The following is a 20,288-nucleotide window of genomic DNA, read 5'->3' as shown; positions in this document are numbered from 1 at the left end:
GGCGTTTGGTTGTTGTTCCTGCCGGGCGCTGAACGCCCGGCAGGAAAGCCTCGTCTCAGAGGCCGTTGTCCTTCAGGATCTGGGCGGCATTTTCCTTGGTGATCTTCTGCGTCGGCAGGGTGATGGTCTTTTCCACCTTCTCCCCGTTCAGGAACTTGATCGCCTGCCGCAGCCCCTCGGCGCCCGGCGTCACATAAGTGAACGTCGCCGTCAGCTCGCCATTGGCGACCAGCTGCACGCCTTCATTGGGCAGGCCGTCGATGCCGATGAACTTGATGTCCTTCTCACGTCCGGCGTCCTTGGCGGCAAGATAGGCGCCATAGGCCATCGGATCATTGTGGCCGTAGACGAGATCGATCTTCTCGTTGTTGCGCAACGCGGTCGCCATGATGTTGTAGGCCTGGTCCTGCTTCCAGTCGCCCGACTGCTGGTCGAGCAGGTATTTTATGCCCGGCTCCTTGTCGGTGAATTCATGGAAGCCGTCATGGCGATCGTGTGCCGGCTGGGTGCCCATGCCGCCCCAGATCTCGACGACGTTGCCCGCAGCCTTGCCCTTGCCGCCAAGCAGCTCGACGGCATATTCACCGGCAGCCCGGCCGATCAGCTTGTTGTCGCCGCCGACGAACTGCGTGTAGTCATTGGTTTCGACGTTGCGGTCGAGCACGAAGACCGGGATCTTGGCATCGATCGCCTGCTGCACGACACCGGTCAGGCCGGCGGATTCTTTCGGTGATACCAAGAGCGCATCGACCTCCTGACGGATCAGGTTTTCGACATCGGCGACCTGCTTCTCGGTCTTGTCCTCGCCGTCGGTGATGATCAGCTCGACTTCCGGATGCTTGGCCGCTTCGGCCAGGATGTCCTTGTTGAACTGGGCGCGCCAGGGTTCGATGGTCGTCACCTGCGAGAAGCCGATCTTCCACTTCTTGTCCTGCGCATGGGCACCGCCGGCAAACATGGCGGTCGTGGTCAGGAGTGCCGCTGTCAGCCCGGCGAGCTTCAACAATTCACGTCGTTTCATTTCTTGTTTCCTCCAATATTCAGAGACGCGGTCTCTTGCGACGGCCGCTTTGCCGCGGCCGTTTCCTTGTGCGCTTGCCCACCGGGCAGTCGCAGATAGAAGAGAAGATCACCGGCATTGCGCTCCTGTACGAGCACGGTACCGATGATGATCATCCCCTTCAGCACCAGCTGAAGGTTCGAATTGATGTTGTGCAGCTGCAGGATGTTGGAGAGCAGCCCGAAGATCAGCACGCCGCAGAACGTCCCGGTGAGGCTGCCGCGTCCGCCCATCAGGCTGGTGCCGCCGATGACCACGGCGGCAATCGCGTCGAGCTCCAGCCCGGCGCCGGCGTCCGGCTTGCCTTGCCGGTACTGCGCGACATAGAGCACCGCCGCGATGCCGGCCAGCAGCCCTGACACGGCATAGGTGGCGATCTTCACGCGGCCAGCGGCGATGCCCGACAGCCGCGCCGCCTCCTCATTGCCGCCGATTGCGTAGACATAGCGGCCGAACGGGGTGAAGCGCAGCACGGCGCCGTAGATCAGGATGGCGCCGAGGAAGAACAGGCCCGGCATCGGGATCACGCCGAACACCAGCGAGCGCAGCATTTCGAAATCGGCGGTGGCGTTCGACCCGGTATAGACCGGCAGCACCGCATTGTTCTGGCCGGCTGTCAGCCGGGCGATACCAAGCGCAGTGACCATCATCGCCAGCGTCACGATGAAGGGCTGCAGCCGCCCGGCGACGATGATGAAGCCGTTGAGCGCGCCGAACAGCAGGCCGACGCAAGGCGCCACCAGCAACACGCCGAGCACGCCGAATTTTGAGCCTACCTGCGGCAGCAGGAACCACAGCGCCAGACTGCACAGGATCACCCCGACAATGCCGGGCGTGACCAGCCCGCGAACGCTGTCCAACCTGATGTCGTGCGTGGCCTGCGCGCCGGCGCGGGATTTTTCGATGTTCAGCAGGATGAAACGAGTGACGAGAATGCCGAGGCAAAGGGCTGCCACGGCAACTGTCGGCACCCCCAGCACCACCGCCGGCGTCACGCCGGGGACCGTCAGCAGCATGGCACAGACGACCGTGCAGATTGCCATCAGCGAGCCGACGGAAAGGTCGATACCGCCGGTGATGATCACCGCCGTCATGCCGGTGGCAATCAGGCCGGTGGTCGACACCTGGCGCAGCACATCGAGCAGGTTGCCGTAGGACAGGAAAATGTTGTTGCCCTTGGAGCTGATCGGCGAGCCGAGCACGCCGATCAGGAAGATGGCGATCAGGCCCCAATAGAGTTTCGTCCGGGACAGGATATGCAAAATGCTCATGCGGCAGGCCTCGTCATGGTCCGTCGCGGCGCCGCAAGTCGCATGATGGCCTCCTCGCTGGCTTGCGCGCGAGACAGCATTCCCGTCTGGCGGCCGTCGGCCATGACCAGGATACGGTCGGAAAGATGCAGCAGCTCCGGCAATTCCGAGCTGATGACGGCGATCGCCAGCCCGTCTCGCGCCAGCTTGAAGATGAGATCGTAGATTTCCCGCTTGGCGCCGACATCGATGCCGCGCGTCGGCTCGTCGAGCAGCAGTACCCGCGGCCTCGTCGCCAGCCACTTGCCGATGACGACCTTCTGCTGGTTGCCGCCGGACAGCGTGCCGGCCGACTGCTCGACGGTCTCGCAGCGAATGCCGAGCGCCTTGACGGCGTCCCGTGCCAGCCCTTGCTCGCCGGCCAGCGAGCGCAGGCCGAACCGCGCCAGCGCGCCGACCAGCGGCAGCGCGACATTGTCGGTGATCGAGGCCTCGAGATGCAGGCCTTGCGTCTTGCGGTCTTCTGTGACCAGGGCGATGCCGAGCCGGCGCGCATCGCGCGGCGAACGGATTTCTACTGCCTCGCCATCGAGCCTGATCTCACCGCCAGCACGTCCGCCGCTGGACCCGAAGATGGTTTCCAGGATTTCGGTACGGCCCGAGCCCAGCAACCCACCGATGCCGAGGATTTCTCCGGCGGCAAGATCGAAGCTGACGCCGTCGAGCACGGTGCGCCAGCCATGGCGATTGGGCTTCGACAACGACAGCTCGCTTACGGAAAGGACCGTGTTGCCACCGGGGATGCGGTGCTCCTGGGAGGAAGCAAGCAGGTTTCGCCCGACCATCGCTGAAATTATGGCCTCTTCGTCGAGCTTGTCCATCGCCTGCGTCAGGACGTGGCGTCCATCGCGAAAGACCGTGACCCGGCTGGCTAGATGCATGACTTCGTCGATGCGGTGCGAAATGTAGACGATCGCCACGCCGCTATCGGCGAGCTGGCGGATGATGCGGAACAGCCGCTGGCATTCGGCCGGCGAAAGCGCCGAGGTCGGCTCGTCCATGATCAGGATGCGTGCCGACATCGACAGCGCCTTGGCGATCTCGACCAGTTGCTGTTCGCCGACGCGCAAGGCACCGACGCGCGCATCCGGGTCGAGCTCGATGCCGAGCCTTTGCAACAGCCCGCCGGCAGCGCGGCTGCTCGCCTTGCGGTCGACGATCAACCCGGCGATCAGCTTCTCGCGGCCGAGAAAGATATTGTCGGCGACGCTGAGTTCGGGGACGAGGTTCAGCTCCTGGTGGATGATGGCGATGCCGGCACGCTCGGCTTCGCGGACGCCGGCAAAGCGCACCGCGTGGCCATCGATACTGACCGTTCCGTTATAGTCCGTATAGACGCCGGACAGGATCTTCATCAGCGTCGATTTGCCGGCGCCGTTCTCGCCCATCAGCGCATGGACCTCGCCGCGCCGCAGCTCGAAACCGACATCGACAAGTGCGGCGATGCCGCCGAAGGACTTGGAGATATGTTCGGCGCTCAGCACGATAGCCGAGCCGCCCGCCATAACGCCTTGCGCAGGAATGGAATTGCCGTGCTGCATGACAAGGACGGCCTCCCTCCGTCGTCACCGAAGACCTCAAACGCTAATCTAAACGTTTCGATCATGTCAAGGCAATATCTGGAGCCTAAGATTGATCCATTTCAATTCTTGCGCAAAATCATAAGATTCCGTACTTATTGCTGCCGTGGAGTGGTGAAACGTTTCGAAAATGACAGCGTCAGGACGAAAAAAGCAGCGCAAATTCACTGCTCCGACCATGCTTCATGTGGCCGAGGCGGCGCGTGTTTCCGTGGCCACCGTATCGGCGCTGATCAACGGCACCGCGACCGTCAGCCCCGAGCTCAGCCAGCGCATCGAACAGGCGATCCGCGACATCGGCTACAAGCGCAATGCCATCGCCCGCAGCCTGAAGATGGGCACCACACGCACCATCGGGCTCACCGTCCCACACATCACCAATCCGTTCTTTACCGACGTGGTTTCGGTGATCCAGCAGGCTTTCGACAGGGCCGGCTACGCCGTCATGCTGTGCTGCACCGACGAGCACCTGAACACCCAGGACGACCAGATCAGGCTGCTGCTCGACCGGATGGTCGACGGACTGATCGTCGCGCGTGTCGGCGACGGCGCGATCCTCAAACGGATTGTCGACGACGCCAATGTGCCGGTCGTGCTGCTCGACCGTGTTTGCCAGGGTGTCGACACCGATGCCGTCGTTCTCGACAATCAGCGCGCGGTGTTCGACGCCATCACCTATTTGATCGATCTCGGCCATCGGCGCATCGGCTACATCTCCGGCTCTTTCGATATCTCGCCGATGCATGACCGCATGGCGGGATACCGCGAGGCCCTCCAGGCCGCCGGCCTGCCGGCCGAGGCCGAGCTCGTCCGCTTCGGCAACTTCCATGAAGTCGACGGCTACAACGCCACCATGCAGCTGCTTTCGCTGCACGACCGGCCGAGCGCCATCTTTTCGGCCAACAACCCGATGGTGATCGGCACCATGAAGGCCATTCGCGATATCGGCCTGTTCTGTCCGGAGGATATTTCGGTCGCCTGCTTCGACGATTTTCCGTGGTCGGATGTGTTCCGGCCGCAATTGACCACGGTCGCACAGCCGGTGCAGGCGATTGGCGAACAGGCGGCCAATCTGCTGCTCGACCGGCTCGCCGGCAACAGGGATGCGCCGCCGCGCAAGCTGACGCTCAAGGGACGCTTGATGATCCGCAATTCATGCCGTCCGCTAGGCGCCACTGCGCAGAGCGTCAGCGCGTAGCGCTTGGGCACTGTTCAGAAGCTTTGTAATGCCGGACGGACAGCGCTCCCTCCGTCCTGCCGACCCCGGCAGCCCGCCGACAAGCAGGAAAATCTTGGCAATCGAAGCACGTGGGATTAGGAATATGACGAGATGCGGCTGATCGCTCACACGGGCGCCGGCTTGAGTCATGCGCGTGAAATCGATCCTAATCGGGCTGGTACTTGCTGGGATGGTCGCATTCTTCGGCTGCACCACCGGCGGCGCATTAAAGACTTCCCCCTCGGCCTATGGCGGCCTCACCGATGCCGGTTTTCGCGTTCCGCCGGTTCCGATCTACAAGGTTGACCAGAAGTTCCTTCGACAGACAGTGCCTTATGCGACTGAAGAGGCGCCTGGCACCATCATTGTCGATACAGGAGCGAAGTTCCTCTACTACGTGTTGGGAGACGGTCAGGCGCTGCGCTACGGAATCGGCGTTGGCAAGGCGGGCTTCGAATGGCATGGCACCGCTCACGTTGCGAGGAAGCGCGAATGGCCGGCTTGGAGCGCGCCGTCTGCGATGATCGTGCGCGAGCAGAAGCGGGGCCGCATCATACCGGCTCATATGGAGGGCGGGCTCATGAACCCGCTCGGGGCGCGGGCACTCTATCTTTTCAACGAGAGAGGTGACACTGGATATCGCCTGCACGGTAGCCCTGAATGGTGGTCCATCGGCAAAGCTGTGTCGGCTGGCTGCATCCGCCTCATGAACCAGGACATCATCGATCTCTATAACCGCGCCACAATCGGCACCAAGGTGATCGTCATTTAGTGGACGCCGCGTTTCCGTCTAACGGACGAGCATGACGGATCGAAAACCTCCGCGTAAAACGCGCGAACTGTTCGCGATGTCTTCGCACACCTGTTCGCGATGTTCCCTGCCTAAGGCCGGCCTTGCCCGCAACAGTGCCAGGTGGCGAACCAACTCTCAGGCAGCTTCCGACAGCGATTTGTGAGCGTCGGCCAGGATCTCGAACGAGCGCACCCGCGCCGCATGGTCGAAAATCTGCGCCGTGACCATCAGTTCGTCGGCGCCGGTGCGGCCCACGAATGCCTCGATGCCTTGCCTGACCGTTTCGGGAGAGCCGACGACGGCGCAGGAAAGCGCCTGTCCGAGCATGGTCCTGGCCATCGGATCGAGGTCGCGCTCATATCCTTCGACCGGCGGCGGCAATCGGCCGGGCCGGCCGGTGCGCAGATTGACGAAGGCCTGCTGCAGCGAGGTGAACAACAGCCGCGCCTCGGCATCGGAAGAAGCGGCGAAGACGTTGAGGCCGAGCATCACATAGGGCTTGTCGAGCTGCTCCGACGGCTGGAAGCGCGAGCGGTAGATCTCCAGCGCATGGTCGAGCTCGGCCGGCGCAAAATGCGAAGCGAAGGCGTAGGGCAGGCCGAGCATGGCGGCAAGCTGCGCGCCGTAGAGGCTGGAGCCCAGGATCCAGATCGGCACCTTTTCGCCTTCGCCGGGCACCGCGCGGATGCGTTGACCGTCTTCGGCCGGCTGGAAGTAACCCATCAGCTCGACGACGTCCTGCGGGAAATTGTCTGCGCCGGCGTCGAGGTTGCGGCGCAGCGCCCGTGCCGTGGCCATGTCGGTGCCGGGCGCCCGGCCGAGGCCGAGATCGATACGGCCGGGATGCAGAGCGTTGAGCGTGCCGAACTGCTCGGCGATGACCAGCGGCGAATGATTGGGCAGCATGATGCCGCCGGCGCCGACGCGGATCGTACGGGTACCTCCGGCGACATGGGCAATGACGACGGAGGTGGCGGCGCTGGCGATGCCCGGCATGTTGTGATGCTCAGCCAGCCAGTAGCGCCGGTAGCCCAGCCGCTCGGCATGGCGGGCGAGATCGAGCGAATTGGCGAGTGACTGCGAAGCGTTGCTGCCTTCGACGATCGGCGACAGGTCGAGAACGGAAAGAACGGTCATGGCGTCTTAGGCCTCCAGGATTTTCTTCTGTCGCGCCATGGCCTCGAGGGCTGCACGGTCGGGAATGGCGATTTCGAGCGGGCCTTCCAGCACGTCGGCGAGTTCGGCGGTTGTTGCTATCTCCATCTGCTCGGTACCGCCGCCGAGATGATGCGTCGACAGCCGGTTGTTGCGGAGCGCATAGCGGCGGTCCGGCAAGGCCCGTGCCGCGATTACGGAGGAAAGGAAGTGTGAAGTTGGGTGGGTCGACAGGAAATGGTTGCTGACCGAATAGTCGACCTCGTAGTTCTGCTGCATGTCGAAGCGGTACATTGTCCGCCAGTCGCCGCCGACATTGGCCTGCAGGCGAAAATGATCGCCTGTCTCAACCATGCGGAATGTCTCATGTGGGGTCTTCTGCTCGAGACCCGGTCGAAGCAGGAGCGGTGCCGTCAGCGTCAGCCCGCCGAAGCCGACGTCGGCAATGTAGGTTCGGCCGTCGAGTTCGACACGCAGCAACATATGGCTGCGTGCAGTTATGGCATCATCGGGCTGGCCCCAAAGAACGCGTGCTGCAAGGCCGCTGACGGCGAAGCCAAGCGCCTTCAGCACATGCATGAAAATGAGATTGTGCTCGAAGCAATAGCCGCCGCGACGCCGAGCGACGATCTTTTCCTGCAGCGAGGCAAGATCGAGACGAACCGGGCGGCCTAGAAACGGATCGAGATTTTCGAACGGGATTGCCTGCGGGTGCAAGAGATGGAGCGACTCCAGCGTGTCCAGCGAAGCGTCCCTCGAGCGGGTGTATCCGATGCGGGCGAAATAGGCATCGATGTCGAAGGAGATATCGGTCATGGAAGGGAGTCCGAGCTTTGACCGGCTCGATATAGGCATTCAATCCGGGCGCCGCAAACGCCGCGCGTCGGTTTGCGCTGCAGTGCTGTCCTCGATGAGTTCTTCTTCAGCCACCGCCGTGTGTTGCGCCGCCAGGAAATTGCCGACATGGCTGAGACCGTCGAAATGATCGCAGAACACCTTGATGACGACCAGCAGCGGCACCGCCAGCAGCGCGCCGACGAAACCCCATAGCCACGACCAGAAGGCGATGGCGATGAGAATCGCCACTGCGTTGATCTCGAGACGGCGGCCGACCACCGTCGGCGTCACGAACTGGCCTTCGACGACGTCGCACAAAAGGACGAAGGCCGGCGCCAGCAGCGCATAGGAAATCGTGTCGAAGCTTATCAGCGCGATGATCGTGACCAGTGTGATGGTGGTCAGCGCCCCGATATAGGGCAGGAAATTGAGCAGAGCCGCTGCCGCGCCCCAGACCTGAGCGTTGGGCACGCCGAGCGCCCACAGGCCGAGCCCGATGACCACGCCGAGACATGTGTTGATGACCGTGACGGTAAGCAGATAATGCGAGATTTCACGTTCGACGTCGTAGACGACGCGCAGCGCCCGCTTCTTTTCGCTAAGACTGGGGAAGGACTGGACGATCTTTTCATAGAACATCGTGCCCGAGGCGAGCAGGAACAGCGACAGGACGAAGACGATAGTAACGCTGGCGCCGGCCGACAGCACATTGCCGGCGGCCTGCGAGAGAATACCGGATGGCGCCATCGCCACCCTCTGAACGCCCGGCTCCTGGGATGTCTGTGTCAGGCCCTCGATCTGGCGTGAAATCTCCACGATCCTTTCGAACGGACGGCGCAGTTGTGCCAGACGTTCGGTAAGCTGCTGGCCGATCGTCGAGGTGTTGTTGATGAGATCGATGACCGGGCCGCTGAGCAGATATCCCGCGACGGCGACGAGGCAGAACGAAAGCAGCACCAGCAGTGTCGCCGAAATGACATCGGGCATGCCATGCTTGCGCAGGAAGCGAACGATCGGCGTCAGCGTCAGCGCCAGCAGGAAAGCCAGAATGACCGGCATGAAGAAGGCGCGGGCGAAGTAAAGCGCGTAGATCGCCATGAGGATGAAGATGCCAACGAGCAGCGAACGCATCAGATGCGCATCCGCCCGCGCCTCGACGCGCGGATCCGGGCTTTCGGCAGCGCTTGCGCCCGAAGCGGCGGGTTCGGCTTTCATTCTGACCCTCGGCGGCACACCGCGATTGGTGCAGACCGTTGGCGAAAACGCCTCTGTCGCTTCAAGGTTCCGTTAGCCGGCGTCACCGGCAAGGCCGCCTCGCGGCCTTGCCGGTCAATCAGGCAACCGGCGCCGCCACGGCGGGAACGGCCTTCGCCGTTTCCCGGCGCACGATCGGCGCCACCTTGGTGCCGTAGAGTTCGATGGCCTTCATGACCTTGGCGTGCGGCATGGTGCCGATCGCCATTTGCAGCAGGAAGCGGTCGTTGCCAAATATCCTGTGCTGGGCAATGATCTTCTCGGCCACCTGTTCTGGATTGCCGACGAACAGCGCGCCGTTCGGGCCGCGCGATTGGTCGAAATGCGCCCGCGATGTCGGCCCCCAGCCGCGCTCGCGGCCGATGCGGTTCATCACCTCGGCCTGCGGCCCGTAAAAATCGTCGGCTGCCTGGTCCGTGGTCTCGGCGATGAAACCGTGCACGTTGAGGCTGGTGGCAAGGCTCGCCGGATCGTTGCCGGCCCGCCTGGCTGCATCCCTGTAGATGTCGAACAGCGGTGCGAACCGCGCCGGCTCGCCGCCGATGATCGCCAGCGCCAGCGGCAGCCCGAGCACGCCCGCGCGGGCGACGGATTGCGGTGTTCCACCGACGGCGATCCAGATCGGCAATTTGTCCTGCACGGGCCGGGGATAGACGCCGCGATCGTTGATCGGCGCGCGCAGGCTGCCCGACCAGGTCACCTTGACATGATCGCGGATGGCGAGCAGCAGGTCGAGCTTCTCGGCGAAGAGCTCGTCGTAGTCTTCGAGATTGTAGCCGAACAGCGGAAAGGACTCGATGAACGACCCACGCCCGGCCATGATCTCGGCCCGGCCGCCGGACAGAAGATCGAGGGTGGCAAACTGCTGGAAGACGCGCACTGGATCGTCGGACGACAGCACGGTGACAGCGCTGGTCAGCTTTATGCGCCTGGTTCGTTCGGCAGCCGCCGCCAGGGCCACCACCGGGGCCGAGGCAGCATAGTCGGGACGGTGGTGCTCGCCGAGACCAAAGACGTCCAGCCCGACCTGGTCGGCGAGCTCGATCTCCTCGATCAGGTTGCGCAACCGCTCATGCGCACCGATCGCACCGGGACCCGGTTGCGGGCTGACGTCGGCGAAGGTGTAGAGACCGAGTTCCATAGTGTGTCATCCCAGCGTTTTGTCTTGCCGCTACAGGTAGCGATCAGTCCGTCGCCCCGCCAGAGGCCTGGATGGTGAACAGTGCGGGTGGCTTTCAGCCGAATTCAATCGAAATGGCGTCTCCTGGTTGCAACAGATCAGAATTTCATGGCTGGCATACCGTTTTGGCGCTTGAACTCTCGGTTTTCACGCGTATGTAAGCCTCGCAAATTGACTTCAGGGAAGTGGACTTGGCTATCTATAGAGAAAAAGACGTTTTCGAGCGGCGCAATGCCGCAAACGAGGCAAAGAAGGCGCTTCTGGAGCGCTTCAAGGCAAAGCCGGCGGCAGATGATCCAGCGGTGCTGGCACGGCAGGCCGAGCGCAAGGCGATCCTCGAGGCCCGCGCTATACGCGAGGCCGAAAAGGCCAGGCTGAAGCAGGAAAAGCTGGCGCGCGAAGCAGCCGAAAAGGCCGAGCGCGAGGCAGCTGCTGAAGCGGCACGCATCGCCGCGGAAGAAGCCGCACAGGCCGAAGCGAAGATCCGGGAAGCTGAAGAGAACGAGCGCATCGCCCGTTTTCTTGCCGACGAGGCTGAACGCAAGGCCAAGCGTGACGCGCGCTATGCCGCGCGCAAGCAGCGCACCGGCAGGACGCCGCCCGGCTTCTCCGCCCGATAGCGCCTTCCGGCGCTGATCAGCCGAATTCAAGACTCAGGGCCGCCTTGCAGCGGCCCCGAACGCGTTTGTCTGTCAGAATCGGCTAAGCCGCGAGCTTCAGTCCCATGATGCCGCAGACGATGAGCGCGATGCAGGCAAGCCTGATCGCCGTCGCCGGTTCCCCGAGCAGCCATATCCCCAACAGCGCCGTGCCGACGGTGCCGATGCCGGTCCACACCGCATAGGCGGTGCCGACCGGCAATGCCTTCAGCGCCAGGCCGAGCAAGGTCAGGCTGACGATCATCGAGGCTACCGTCAGGACAGTCGGTAGCGGCTTCGAGAATCCGTCGGTGTATTTGAGGCCGATCGCCCAGCCGATCTCGAACAGGCCGGCGAGGAACAGGAAAATCCACGACATCGGAACGCTCCGTTTCGATGGCTTCCGGCCGATTTCTTGAATGCGCAAAAACTGTCTTCGCCGCATCCATAGGGGATGCGCGTGAGCTTAATGAACAATCATACCGGCCGCGTTGCGGCCGGTCGAATAAGCCGAAACGGTAATCGCGGCCCTACTTGTCCTTCAGCTTCATCGCCTTCACAGGCGGTGCCTTCAGGGCCGGCGCCGGAGCGGGTTTCTTGGCGTCCTTCTTCGGCTTGCGGGCTTCCTTGCCTGCCTTCATCGCACCCTTAGCCATGATTCGTTCCTCCAGTTGATGTCTGGCGAAGTGAAACAAGAGAAAACGCCCGACTGCAAGAGGCCGTTGCCGTGCAGTCGCCCTGGCCGATGGCTGTTAACCGGTTTCTAATTCCCTCGTAAACCGCAGCGGTCCGTGCCATGGTCTTCTTCGCACTGCAGCATCAGCCCTTGCGTTTCGCCAGCTGATGATCAGGCAGGCCGGTCAGGACGACAATGCGGATCCACATCGGTTGCCAGATGAGCTTCGACTTCCCGCAGGAAACACCGCTGATCGCGATGCTAAATGTCCATTATTCGCGCGCATCCGATCTTGAGCGGCCGGATTTCCTGACGTCGAACCCGCCGGTGCCGATCGAAAGCTACCGCGACAGTTTCGGCAATTGGTGCAGCCGTCTCGTTGCGCCGGCCGGGCGCTTTGCGTTCGGCACGGACGCGGTCATCCGCGACCCCGGCTTCTTCGAAGCGCGCGAGCTGACGGCGTGGCAGCACGAGGTGCGCGATCTGCCGTCGGAGACGCTGCTGTTCCTGCTGCCCAGCCGTTATTGCGAGAGCGACGTGCTGGCGAATGAAGCGTGGCGGCTGTTCGGCAGCACCCCGCTCGGCATTCCGCGCGTCCAGGCGGTCTGCGACTTTGTCCATAACCACATCGTCTTCAACTATTTCAATGCACGGCCGACACGCACTGCCGCCGAGGCCTATCGCGAGCAGAGCGGTGTGTGCCGTGACTTTGCCCACCTCGCTGTTGCCTTCTGCCGCGCCCTGAACATTCCGACCCGCTACTGCACCGGCTATATCAGCGATATCGGTCTGCCGAAGCCGTGGTCGGACATGGATTTCGCCGCCTGGATGGAGGTCTATCTCGGCGGCCGCTGGCACGCGTTCGACCCGCGCAACAACGCGCCGCGCATCGGCCGTATCCTGATTGCCTCCGGACGCGATGCCGCCGATGTGCCGCTGACCCACATTTTCGGGCCGGGCGCGCTGGCTGGCTTCAAGGTCTGGACGGACGAGGTCGTCGAATAGCCTCTCGCGCGGCCCTCTTGAACAACTGACCTTGTGAACAACTGGGCACTTCGGGCGTTGTGGGCACTGTGGAGCGTGGGCGGGCGCTCCGGCAATCTCGGTGCATCAACCAAGGCAGCACACCATGGCGGCGCATGGCGGGTCGAAAAAAGTGATCTATGCGGCGCTCGCCGGAAATCTTGCGATCGCACTGACCAAGTTCGCCGCTGCGTTGTTCACGGGCAGCTCGGCAATGCTCTCGGAAGGCGTCCACTCGCTCGTCGATACCGGCAATGGCAGCCTGCTGCTTTACGGCATGCACCGTGCCGCCCGGCCGGCCGACCGCACGCATCCGCTCGGCCATGGCCGCGAGCTGTACTTCTGGAGCTTCATCGTCGCGCTCCTCGTCTTTGCGCTGGGCGCCGGCATATCGTTCTACGAAGGCGTGACGCACATCATGGCGCCGGAGCCGATCGCCAACGCCAAGGTGAACTACGCTGTCCTTGGCCTTTCCTTCCTCTTCGAAGGTACCTCTTGGCTGGTGGCGCTGAAGGAATTCCGTCACCAAAAAGGCAGCCACGGCTGGCTCGAGGCGGTGCAGCTCAGCAAGGATCCGAGTGTCTACACCGTACTCTTCGAGGACAGCGCGGCACTTCTCGGCCTCGTTGTCGCCTTCGCCGGCATATTGGCGGCGGAACGGCTGGACATGCCGAAGCTAGACGGCACCGCGTCGATCGGCATCGCGCTCATCCTCGGCGCGACCGCCATCTTCCTGGCGCGCGAAAGCAAAAGCCTGCTGCTCGGCGAGCCGGCCTCGCCCGAGGTGCAAACAAAGGTGCTGGCCATCGTCCAGCAGGACCCGGCGGTGCAACGGGCAAATGGCGTGCTGACGCTGCATATGGGTCCGCAGGAGATCGTCGCCGCTTTGAGCATCGAGTTCGAGGATCATTTGTCGGCGCCGGAGATAGAGACCTGCGTCGAGCGCCTCGAGACGCGACTGAAGGCGGAGATGCCGGAGGTGACGCGGCTCTTCGTCAAGCCGCAGACCACCGGCACCTGGGAACGCCGGAGCAAGGCCTTGGCGGCGTCCGGAGGGGAACCGGTCTGAGGAAAATGACTGCGCCATCGGGCAGTCCCGGTTATGATTGCGGGCAAAAGCTCCAGGAGGAACGAAGATGAAAATCGACGGCGGGTGTCATTGCGGCGCCATCACTTACGAGGCCGAAGTCGATCCGGAAAAGACCACCATTTGTCACTGCGTCGATTGTCAGAAGCTAACCGGAACGGCCTTTCGCGTCACCGTGCCGGCGTCCGAGGACAATTACAGGATCACCAAGGGCACGCCGAAAATCTACATCAAGACCGGTTCGAGCGGCGCCAAGCGCGCCCAGGCATTTTGCGGTGAGTGCGGCTCGCATCTCTACGCCACGTCGGCGGGCGCGGGACCGAAGGTTTACGGCATCAGGGTCGGCACGACACGGCAGCGCGATCAACTGGTGCCGAGAAAGCAGATCTGGCATCGCTCGGCGCTGCATTGGCTGCCGGAATTCGAAGGCACAATCATCATCGAGGAGCAGTAGCGCCGGACCCGGGCGAAGCGCTCGGCTCCGGGTTCCAGCATAGCTCTCAATCGTCGCCTTCGACGACCCTCAGCCTCAATTGCCCGGTTTTCGAATCGGCGACGCGCGGGCTGCTTTCCGCTATTGCTCCGCTGCCATTCGAACCAGCGGTGTCCTCTGCCGGCTGTACGCCAAACTCCAGCGCCTCGATCTTTTGTCCGCGCCTGGTCACCTTCGATGTCGAGACGAGGATGTCCTCGATATCCCTGGCCGATTGACCGAAATGCGTCTGCAATTTGCGCACCCGCTCGTCGAGCCGGGAGACGTCTTCCATCAGCCGGATGACCTCGCCCTGGATCAGGTGGGCCTGCTCGCGCATGCGTGCGTCCTTGAGGATTGCCTGGATGACCTGGATCGACAGCATCAAAAGCGATGGCGAGACGATGACGATCCGCGATCGATGCGCCTTTTGGACAACGGCCTCGAAATTCTCATGGATTTCCGCGAACACCGATTCCGAGGGCACGAACATGAAGGCGGTGTCCTGCGTCTCGCCCTGGATCAGGTATTTTTCGGCGATGTCGCGGACATGCACCTCGATGTCGCGGCGGAAAGCCTGAGCGGCGGACTTCTGCAGGTCGGCGCCTTCGGCGGCACGGATGGCATTCCAGGCCTCGAGCGGAAACTTTGCATCGATGGCAAGCGACGGTGCGCCGTTCGGCATCTTCACCAGGCAGTCGGGCCGGCTGCCATTCGACAAGGTCGCCTGGAATTCATAGGCGCCGTGCGGCAATCCGTCGGCGACGATGGCTTCCATGCGCGACTGGCCGAAGGCGCCGCGCGTCTGCTTGTTGGAAAGGATCGCCTGCAATTGCACGACCTGGCCGGCCAGCGACTGGATGTTGCCTTGCGCGATATCGATGACCGCCAGCCGTTCCTGCAGCTTGGCGAGGCTCTCATGCGTCGATCTCGTCTGCTCGGTCATGGTCTGGCCCAAGCGGCCGGTCATGGCATCGAGGCGCTGGCCGATCGACTGTGTCAGTTCCGCCTGGCGCGCCCCGAACACCTCTGCGATGGCGCCCATGCGGCCCTGCATTTCCGCCTGGCTTGCCAAGATGCCAGCCATCCGCACCTCGGCGTCGCGGGCGTGGTCGGCGGCTTCGGCGGCCGCCATTGCACGCGCCTTGGCCGATCGCCAGAGCGCAACGACGAGCGCCACGAACAGTCCGAGGAACAGCATTGCGCCGAAACCCAGGGCATGGCCGAGCGTGATCGTGGTGGCGCCGAGGCGGGCGACAGGTTCGGACAGGATGATGGCCAGATCGTTCATGCCAACAGCATAGATGATTCGGTCTGCCGGCACAGATCAAAACGTGAACGACCCGAAGGCGTCCCGGTTGACGCTTTTCCTGCGAGGTCTTAGGTGAGACGCCATGTCGATCAAGCCGCTTATCATCCTTCCCGATCCCGTCCTGCGTCAGGTTTCAAAACCGGTCGAGCGTGTCGACGGCAATTTGCGCAAACTGGCCGGCGACATGCTGGACACCATGTACGACGCGCCCGGCATCGGCCTCGCTGCGATCCAGGTCGGCGAACCCTTGCGCATGCTGGTGATCGACCTCGCTAAAGAGGACGAGACGCCGGCACCGCACGTCTTCATCAATCCCGAAATCCTCGAAAACTCCGACCAGCGTTCGGTCTATGAAGAAGGCTGCCTGTCGATCCCGGACTACTACGCCGAGGTCGAGCGGCCGGCGGCGGTGCGGGTGAAGTATCTCGATCGCGACGGCAAGCTGCAGGAGATCGAGGCCGAAGGGCTGATGGCGACCTGCCTGCAGCACGAGATCGACCACCTCAACGGCGTGCTGTTCATCGACCACATCTCAAAACTGAAGCGCGATATGGTGGTCAAGAAGTTCAAAAAGCTCGCCAGGGACAAGGCGCCGGGCAAGATGGTGGGGTAGGGGTCGACGAATGCCCCTGCGTGTCATCTTCATGGGTACGCCCGAATTCTCCGTACCGACCTTGCGGGCGATTGCCGGGGCAGGGCATGAATTGGCAGCCGTCTACACGCAGCCGCCGCGCGCCGGCGGCCGGCGCGGGCTCGAGCTGACGCCGTCGCCGGTGCAGCGCGAGGCGGAGCGGCTGGGTGTCGAGGTCCGCGCGCCGGTGTCGCTGAAGAGCGAGGCGGAGCAGGAGGCGTTCCGCGCGTTGGGTGCCGACGTCGCCGTGGTCGTCGCCTACGGGCTGCTTCTGCCCAAACCCATTCTCGAGGCGCCGCGGCTCGGTTGCCTCAACGGTCACGCGTCGCTGTTGCCGCGCTGGCGCGGCGCTGCCCCTATCCAGCGCGCCATCATGGCCGGCGATACCGAAACGGGCATGATGGTGATGCGGATGGAGGAAGGCCTCGACACCGGCCCTGTGGCAATGGTTGAAAAATGCGCCATTGGACCCGACATGACGGCCGGCGATCTGCACGACCGGCTGATGGTGTTGGGTGCGGCTCTGATGGTGCAGGCGCTCGAACGGCTGGAGCGGAATACGCTGACATTTACCACTCAGGCGGAGGTGGGGGTGACCTACGCCAAGAAAATCGATAAATCGGAGACTCGCATAGACTGGCCGCGACCTGCCGGCGACGTGCACAACCAGATTCGCGGCCTGTCGCCCTTTCCCGGTGCATGGTGCGAGACCGAAATCGGCGGCCGCGTGGAACGGCTGAAACTGCTTCGCTCGACGCTCTCGCAAGGCGCCGGCGAACCGGGAGGAATTCTCGATGACCGGCTGACGGTCGCCTGCGGGTCAGGCGCGATCAGGCTGGTCGAAGTTCAACGTGCGGGCGGAAGGCCCATTGCCGCGCAGGAGTTTCTGCGCGGGGCCAAGCTCGAAAAAGGAATGAAATTGTCATGAGCATGATGTCCATACGCGCGGCGACGCCGCGGGACCGCGAGGCGATCCGCCTTGTCGAAGAACACGCATTTGGCCAGCAGACGGAGGCCGGACTGGTCGACGCGCTGGTCACCGGCGGTGACGCCGTCGTCGAACTGGTGGCGGACGAAGACGGGCAAGTGGTTGGCCATATCCTATTTTCACGGCTTTTCGTGCAGAATGGCGGCAAGAGCTTCCCGGCGGTGGCTTTGGCTCCTTTGGCGGTCGAGCCGTCGTTCCACGGCACCGGCATCGGCGGTGCGCTGGTCCGCGAGGCGCATATCCGCCTGAAGGCTGCCGGCGAGACGCTCGCCGTGGTGCTCGGCGATCCGGCTTACTATGGCCGTTTCGGCTACAGCCGCGCCCGTGCAGCGAAATTCGAGAGCGAGTACCAAAGCGAGGCTCTGCAGGCGCTTGCCTGGGGCGAGGCGCCGGAGACCGGCAGGCTGGTCTACGCCTCGGCCTTCGGCTCAGCCCTCGCCGCCTGATTTCGCCTCGATCCGGGAATGCCGCGTTTTCGCCTCGACATCGAATATGACGGCAGTCTCTTCGCCGGCTGGCAGCGCCAGGCCAACCAGCCTTCGGTGCAGCAGGCGATCGAGCAGGCGATCGAGAAGTTCTGTGGTGAGCAGGTTTCGCTGCGCGCCGCCGGCCGCACCGATGCCGGCGTCCATGCGACCGCTCAGGTGGCGCACGTCGATCTGATCAAGGCATGGCCCGGCGACAAGGTGCGCGACGCCGTCAACGCGCATCTGCAGGCGGCCAAGGTGCGCATCGCCATCCTGAAGGCCGCCGTCGTGCCGGATGGCTTCGATGCGCGTTTCTCGGCGATCGGCCGCCACTACCTCTATCGCATCGTCAACCGCCGCGCGCCGGCGGCGCTCGACAAGGGCAAGATCTGGTGGGTACCGAAGCAACTTGATGCGGCTGCCATGCACGAAGCGGCAAAGGTGCTGCTTGGCCGGCATGATTTCACCACCTTCCGCTCGACCCAGTGCCAGGCCACCAGCCCGGTCCGCACGCTCGACCGGCTGGAGGTCAGCCGGGCGGGCGATTTCATTGAAGTCCGCGCGTCGGCGCGGTCATTCCTGCACAACCAGGTGCGCTCGATGGTCGGCTCGCTCAAACGTGTCGGCGAAGGCGGCTGGACTATTGCCGACCTCAAGGCGGCGCTCGACGCGCGCGACCGTGCGGCCTGCGGTCAGGTGGCGCCGCCCGACGGGCTGTTTCTCGTCGGCGTCGATTATCCAACGCCTGGCTGATCCGGAACGCTGATCCCGAGCAGCGCCTGCAGGCCGAACAGGACGATCAGCGACGCCACGAACATACCGGCAAAAACAGCGCTGCCGGTGGCCGCACCCCTGCCGATCGCAACATTGGTCATCCGCCAGGTCAATACCATCGACAGCGCGAACAACAGCAGCGACACCAGTCCGGAGACTTCGTTGGCCGACGTCAGGAAAAGCCGGATCAACGCCGATGGCAGCATCATCCAGGCGATGATCGCCGAGGCCCAGTTGCTGGCCACGACATAATGGACGAAACGGCCGCCGACGCCGACCCGCGGCGCCACCAGGGCGAGGCCTATGAGCGGCAGCACCCAGGCGCCGATATCGACGGTGGCCAGGCGGATCAACATGCTGAAACGGCCGACGAATGCGTTGGGATCGCCGATCTCGTTGGCAATACCGACCCAGCCGACGATCAGTGCCGGCGCCGCGACGACGATGGCAAAAAAGGAGTTCCAGAAACCGTCCGCCGAAAGGTCGAGCAGGCGAAATCCGTCGGCCTTGCCGAGCATCAGCCGCCAGGCACCGGCAAGCGAAGCGTAGGTTTCATCCGCTGAAAGCATCACTAGGATATGTCCTGCGCAAACCAGTCTTCAACGAAGCGCAGATAAATCTGCGTCAGCGTCTCAAGGTCGGCAATCGCCACGCGTTCGTCGACCATGTGCATGGTCTTGCCGACCAGGCCGAATTCGACCACCGGACAATAATCCTTGATGAAGCGGGCATCGGAGGTGCCGCCGGAGGTGGAGAGCGCCGGCTTCCTGCCGGTCACCGCCTTGATCGAGCCGCCAAGCGTTTCGATCAACCTGTCGTCGCGTGTCAGGAAAACATGGCTCGGCCCGTCGCGCCAGACGATCTCGTAGTCGACCGGCGTCTTCTTGCCGGCGCGGTATTTCTTGCGTTTCGCCGCCCGATCGAGGCGGTTGTGGATCTCGGCCTGGATCGTCTCGGCGGTCCATGTGTCGTTGAAGCGGATATTGAAGGTAGCTGCTGCCTTCGCTGGGATGACGTTGGTGGCAGGATTGCCGACATCGATGGAGGTCACCTCAAGATTAGTCGGCTGGAAATCCCTTGTTCCGTTGTCGAAGACGGGGTGCAGCAAGGCGTCGACCAGCGTCACCAGGCCGCGCACGGGATTGTCGGCTAGCTGCGGATAGGCGGCGTGGCCCTGGCGGCCGTTGACGACGACCGTGCCCGACAGCGAGCCGCGCCGGCCGATCTTGATCATATCGCCGAGCGCGTCGGGATTGGTCGGCTCGCCGACGATCGCGGCATGCCATTTCTCACCCTTGGCGGCCGCCCATTCGAGCAGTTTCGTCGTGCCGTTGATCGCCGGCCCTTCCTCATCGCCGGTTATCAGCAGCGAGACCGATCCCTTCGGGCCGCCCTTCTGCGCGATATGTCGCGCTACCGCCGCGACGAAACAAGCAATGCCGCCCTTCATGTCGACGGCGCCGCGGCCGAACATCTCGCCATTGGCGGTTTCGGCGGCAAAGGGCGGGTGCGTCCAGGCGGTTTCATCGCCCGCCGGCACCACATCGGTATGGCCGGCAAACATCAGATGCGGGCCGTTGCCGGAACGCCGCGCGTAAAGGTTCTCTATGTCAGGTGTGCCGGATTCGGAAAACACCGGGCGCTCGACGGCAAAGCCGAGCGGCTTCAACATTTCTTCCAGCTCGCTCAGCGCACCGCCCTCGGCGGGCGTCACGGAAGCGCAGCGGATGAGAGCAGCCAGATTTCGGGCTGGATCGGTAGGCAGCATCATGGGCAAAAGCGATAGTCGAAAGCGCAAGGCCTGTCACGGCCAGACATAAGGGCCAGCCATG

The 20,288-nt window shown here is 63.3% G+C and carries 22 protein-coding genes; 10 read left to right on the top strand and 12 right to left on the bottom strand.

The features are described 5' to 3' along the window. Positions 1 to 55 precede the first annotated feature (55 nt). The 3 genes from NKJ46_RS07420 to NKJ46_RS07410 are packed head-to-tail and all read right to left on the bottom strand — an operon-like array spanning position 56 to position 3,911. Positions 56 to 1,021, bottom strand: coding sequence for a substrate-binding domain-containing protein (locus NKJ46_RS07420; RefSeq protein WP_352663633.1), 966 nt, complete (start codon positions 1,019 to 1,021; stop codon positions 56 to 58). Beyond that, positions 1,018 to 2,331 (bottom strand): ABC transporter permease, encoded by a 1,314-nt coding sequence (locus NKJ46_RS07415; RefSeq protein ID WP_352663631.1) that lies wholly within the window; start codon positions 2,329 to 2,331, stop codon positions 1,018 to 1,020. Before NKJ46_RS07415 ends, NKJ46_RS07420 begins: the two co-directional genes overlap by 4 nt. Then, positions 2,328 to 3,911 carry a sugar ABC transporter ATP-binding protein gene (locus NKJ46_RS07410; RefSeq protein ID WP_352663629.1) on the bottom strand — a complete coding sequence of 528 codons (1,584 nt, stop codon included), beginning with the start codon at positions 3,909 to 3,911 and terminating at the stop codon, positions 2,328 to 2,330. Before NKJ46_RS07410 ends, NKJ46_RS07415 begins: the two co-directional genes overlap by 4 nt. A gap of 217 nt (positions 3,912 to 4,128) precedes the next feature. Between NKJ46_RS07410 and NKJ46_RS07405 the strand changes: the two genes are divergently transcribed. Both NKJ46_RS07405 and NKJ46_RS07400 read left to right on the top strand, forming a co-directional pair. Then, a complete protein-coding gene (locus NKJ46_RS07405) occupies positions 4,129 to 5,148 on the top strand; it encodes a LacI family DNA-binding transcriptional regulator (protein WP_352663627.1) in 1,020 nt (339 codons plus the stop codon). A gap of 169 nt (positions 5,149 to 5,317) precedes the next feature. Beyond that, positions 5,318 to 5,941 carry a L,D-transpeptidase gene (locus NKJ46_RS07400; RefSeq protein ID WP_352663625.1) on the top strand — a complete coding sequence of 208 codons (624 nt, stop codon included), beginning with the start codon at positions 5,318 to 5,320 and terminating at the stop codon, positions 5,939 to 5,941. Between the two features lie 156 nt (positions 5,942 to 6,097). Here the strand turns inward: NKJ46_RS07400 and NKJ46_RS07395 are convergent, their stop codons facing one another. The 4 genes from NKJ46_RS07395 to NKJ46_RS07380 all read right to left on the bottom strand — a co-directional run bounded on the left by NKJ46_RS07395 (position 6,098) and on the right by NKJ46_RS07380 (position 10,349). Next, entirely contained in the window at positions 6,098 to 7,099 is a 1,002-nt protein-coding gene (locus NKJ46_RS07395) for an LLM class flavin-dependent oxidoreductase (RefSeq protein ID WP_352663623.1), read from the bottom strand. Positions 7,100 to 7,105: 6 nt separating this feature from the next. Then, positions 7,106 to 7,933 carry an arylamine N-acetyltransferase family protein gene (locus NKJ46_RS07390; protein ID WP_352663621.1) on the bottom strand — a complete coding sequence of 276 codons (828 nt, stop codon included), beginning with the start codon at positions 7,931 to 7,933 and terminating at the stop codon, positions 7,106 to 7,108. Between the two features lie 39 nt (positions 7,934 to 7,972). After that, complete coding sequence (locus NKJ46_RS07385; protein WP_352663619.1) at positions 7,973 to 9,169, bottom strand: AI-2E family transporter; 1,197 nt, start codon at positions 9,167 to 9,169, stop codon at positions 7,973 to 7,975. Positions 9,170 to 9,287: 118 nt separating this feature from the next. Beyond that, entirely contained in the window at positions 9,288 to 10,349 is a 1,062-nt protein-coding gene (locus NKJ46_RS07380; RefSeq protein WP_352663617.1) for an LLM class flavin-dependent oxidoreductase, read from the bottom strand. Positions 10,350 to 10,579: 230 nt separating this feature from the next. Between NKJ46_RS07380 and NKJ46_RS07375 the strand changes: the two genes are divergently transcribed. Then, complete coding sequence (locus NKJ46_RS07375; RefSeq protein ID WP_023718183.1) at positions 10,580 to 11,008, top strand: DUF6481 family protein; 429 nt, start codon at positions 10,580 to 10,582, stop codon at positions 11,006 to 11,008. A gap of 82 nt (positions 11,009 to 11,090) precedes the next feature. On the opposite strand, the gene sugE is transcribed toward NKJ46_RS07375, so the two are convergent. Then, positions 11,091 to 11,405, bottom strand: coding sequence for a quaternary ammonium compound efflux SMR transporter SugE (sugE, locus tag NKJ46_RS07370; protein ID WP_352490539.1), 315 nt, complete (start codon positions 11,403 to 11,405; stop codon positions 11,091 to 11,093). 151 nt (positions 11,406 to 11,556) lie between these two features. Further along, entirely contained in the window at positions 11,557 to 11,682 is a 126-nt protein-coding gene (locus tag NKJ46_RS07365; protein ID WP_013528464.1) for a hypothetical protein, read from the bottom strand. Between the two features lie 215 nt (positions 11,683 to 11,897). Here NKJ46_RS07365 and NKJ46_RS07360 point away from each other — a divergent pair, with 215 nt between their 5' ends. From NKJ46_RS07360 to NKJ46_RS07350, 3 genes are all read left to right on the top strand, one after another. Beyond that, entirely contained in the window at positions 11,898 to 12,707 is an 810-nt protein-coding gene (locus NKJ46_RS07360) for a transglutaminase-like domain-containing protein (protein ID WP_352663615.1), read from the top strand. A 124-nt stretch (positions 12,708 to 12,831) separates the two neighbouring features. Further along, positions 12,832 to 13,794 (top strand): cation diffusion facilitator family transporter, encoded by a 963-nt coding sequence (locus NKJ46_RS07355; protein WP_352663613.1) that lies wholly within the window; start codon positions 12,832 to 12,834, stop codon positions 13,792 to 13,794. Between the two features lie 67 nt (positions 13,795 to 13,861). After that, on the top strand, positions 13,862 to 14,266 hold the full coding sequence (locus NKJ46_RS07350; protein ID WP_352663611.1) for a GFA family protein: 405 nt from the start codon (positions 13,862 to 13,864) through the stop codon (positions 14,264 to 14,266). 46 nt (positions 14,267 to 14,312) lie between these two features. On the opposite strand, the gene NKJ46_RS07345 is transcribed toward NKJ46_RS07350, so the two are convergent. Then, complete coding sequence (locus NKJ46_RS07345) at positions 14,313 to 15,575, bottom strand: DNA recombination protein RmuC (RefSeq protein ID WP_352663609.1); 1,263 nt, start codon at positions 15,573 to 15,575, stop codon at positions 14,313 to 14,315. 103 nt (positions 15,576 to 15,678) lie between these two features. Here NKJ46_RS07345 and def point away from each other — a divergent pair, with 103 nt between their 5' ends. Genes def through truA form a run of 4 tightly spaced genes read left to right on the top strand, consistent with a single transcriptional unit; the run spans position 15,679 to position 18,435 of the window. Next, a complete protein-coding gene (gene def, locus NKJ46_RS07340) occupies positions 15,679 to 16,209 on the top strand; it encodes a peptide deformylase (protein ID WP_352663607.1) in 531 nt (176 codons plus the stop codon). Between the two features lie 16 nt (positions 16,210 to 16,225). Continuing rightward, on the top strand, positions 16,226 to 17,155 hold the full coding sequence (fmt, locus tag NKJ46_RS07335; protein ID WP_352663943.1) for a methionyl-tRNA formyltransferase: 930 nt from the start codon (positions 16,226 to 16,228) through the stop codon (positions 17,153 to 17,155). After that, on the top strand, positions 17,152 to 17,661 hold the full coding sequence (locus tag NKJ46_RS07330; RefSeq protein ID WP_254815873.1) for a GNAT family N-acetyltransferase: 510 nt from the start codon (positions 17,152 to 17,154) through the stop codon (positions 17,659 to 17,661). The genes fmt and NKJ46_RS07330 overlap by 4 nt, the downstream gene beginning before the upstream one ends. An 18-nt stretch (positions 17,662 to 17,679) precedes the next feature. Further along, positions 17,680 to 18,435, top strand: coding sequence for a tRNA pseudouridine(38-40) synthase TruA (gene truA / locus NKJ46_RS07325; RefSeq protein WP_352663605.1), 756 nt, complete (start codon positions 17,680 to 17,682; stop codon positions 18,433 to 18,435). Here truA and NKJ46_RS07320 read toward each other — a convergent pair. Further along, positions 18,417 to 19,025 (bottom strand): transporter, encoded by a 609-nt coding sequence (locus NKJ46_RS07320; RefSeq protein WP_352455970.1) that lies wholly within the window; start codon positions 19,023 to 19,025, stop codon positions 18,417 to 18,419. The two genes, truA and NKJ46_RS07320, sit on opposite strands and share 19 nt — an antisense overlap. A gap of 2 nt (positions 19,026 to 19,027) precedes the next feature. Then, a complete protein-coding gene (dapE, locus tag NKJ46_RS07315; RefSeq protein WP_352663603.1) occupies positions 19,028 to 20,227 on the bottom strand; it encodes a succinyl-diaminopimelate desuccinylase in 1,200 nt (399 codons plus the stop codon). Positions 20,228 to 20,288: the final 61 nt, after the last annotated feature.

The organism is Mesorhizobium sp. M0166 (assembly GCF_040322255.1).
In the GTDB taxonomy this organism is placed as follows: Bacteria; Pseudomonadota; Alphaproteobacteria; order Rhizobiales; family Rhizobiaceae; genus Mesorhizobium.
The sequence above is the reverse complement of the archived record's forward strand: the minus strand, read 5'-3'. Positions and strand labels throughout refer to the sequence as shown.

Coding starts and splice junctions, on each gene's coding strand:
- NKJ46_RS07420 (WP_352663633.1), bottom strand. CDS start 1,021: ATGAAACGACGTGAATTGTTGAAGCTCGCCGGGCTGACAGCGGCACTC.
- NKJ46_RS07415 (WP_352663631.1), bottom strand. CDS start 2,331: ATGAGCATTTTGCATATCCTGTCCCGGACGAAACTCTATTGGGGCCTG.
- NKJ46_RS07410 (WP_352663629.1), bottom strand. CDS start 3,911: ATGCAGCACGGCAATTCCATTCCTGCGCAAGGCGTTATGGCGGGCGGC.
- NKJ46_RS07405 (WP_352663627.1), top strand. CDS start 4,129: ATGCTTCATGTGGCCGAGGCGGCGCGTGTTTCCGTGGCCACCGTATCG.
- NKJ46_RS07400 (WP_352663625.1), top strand. CDS start 5,318: ATGCGCGTGAAATCGATCCTAATCGGGCTGGTACTTGCTGGGATGGTC.
- NKJ46_RS07395 (WP_352663623.1), bottom strand. CDS start 7,099: ATGACCGTTCTTTCCGTTCTCGACCTGTCGCCGATCGTCGAAGGCAGC.
- NKJ46_RS07390 (WP_352663621.1), bottom strand. CDS start 7,933: ATGACCGATATCTCCTTCGACATCGATGCCTATTTCGCCCGCATCGGA.
- NKJ46_RS07385 (WP_352663619.1), bottom strand. CDS start 9,169: ATGAAAGCCGAACCCGCCGCTTCGGGCGCAAGCGCTGCCGAAAGCCCG.
- NKJ46_RS07380 (WP_352663617.1), bottom strand. CDS start 10,349: ATGGAACTCGGTCTCTACACCTTCGCCGACGTCAGCCCGCAACCGGGT.
- sugE (WP_352490539.1), bottom strand. CDS start 11,405: ATGTCGTGGATTTTCCTGTTCCTCGCCGGCCTGTTCGAGATCGGCTGG.
- NKJ46_RS07365 (WP_013528464.1), bottom strand. CDS start 11,682: ATGGCTAAGGGTGCGATGAAGGCAGGCAAGGAAGCCCGCAAGCCGAAG.
- NKJ46_RS07360 (WP_352663615.1), top strand. CDS start 11,898: ATGCGGATCCACATCGGTTGCCAGATGAGCTTCGACTTCCCGCAGGAA.
- NKJ46_RS07355 (WP_352663613.1), top strand. CDS start 12,832: ATGGCGGCGCATGGCGGGTCGAAAAAAGTGATCTATGCGGCGCTCGCC.
- NKJ46_RS07350 (WP_352663611.1), top strand. CDS start 13,862: ATGAAAATCGACGGCGGGTGTCATTGCGGCGCCATCACTTACGAGGCC.
- NKJ46_RS07345 (WP_352663609.1), bottom strand. CDS start 15,575: ATGAACGATCTGGCCATCATCCTGTCCGAACCTGTCGCCCGCCTCGGC.
- def (WP_352663607.1), top strand. CDS start 15,679: ATGTCGATCAAGCCGCTTATCATCCTTCCCGATCCCGTCCTGCGTCAG.
- NKJ46_RS07330 (WP_254815873.1), top strand. CDS start 17,152: ATGAGCATGATGTCCATACGCGCGGCGACGCCGCGGGACCGCGAGGCG.
- truA (WP_352663605.1), top strand. CDS start 17,680: ATGCCGCGTTTTCGCCTCGACATCGAATATGACGGCAGTCTCTTCGCC.
- NKJ46_RS07320 (WP_352455970.1), bottom strand. CDS start 19,025: ATGCTTTCAGCGGATGAAACCTACGCTTCGCTTGCCGGTGCCTGGCGG.
- dapE (WP_352663603.1), bottom strand. CDS start 20,227: ATGATGCTGCCTACCGATCCAGCCCGAAATCTGGCTGCTCTCATCCGC.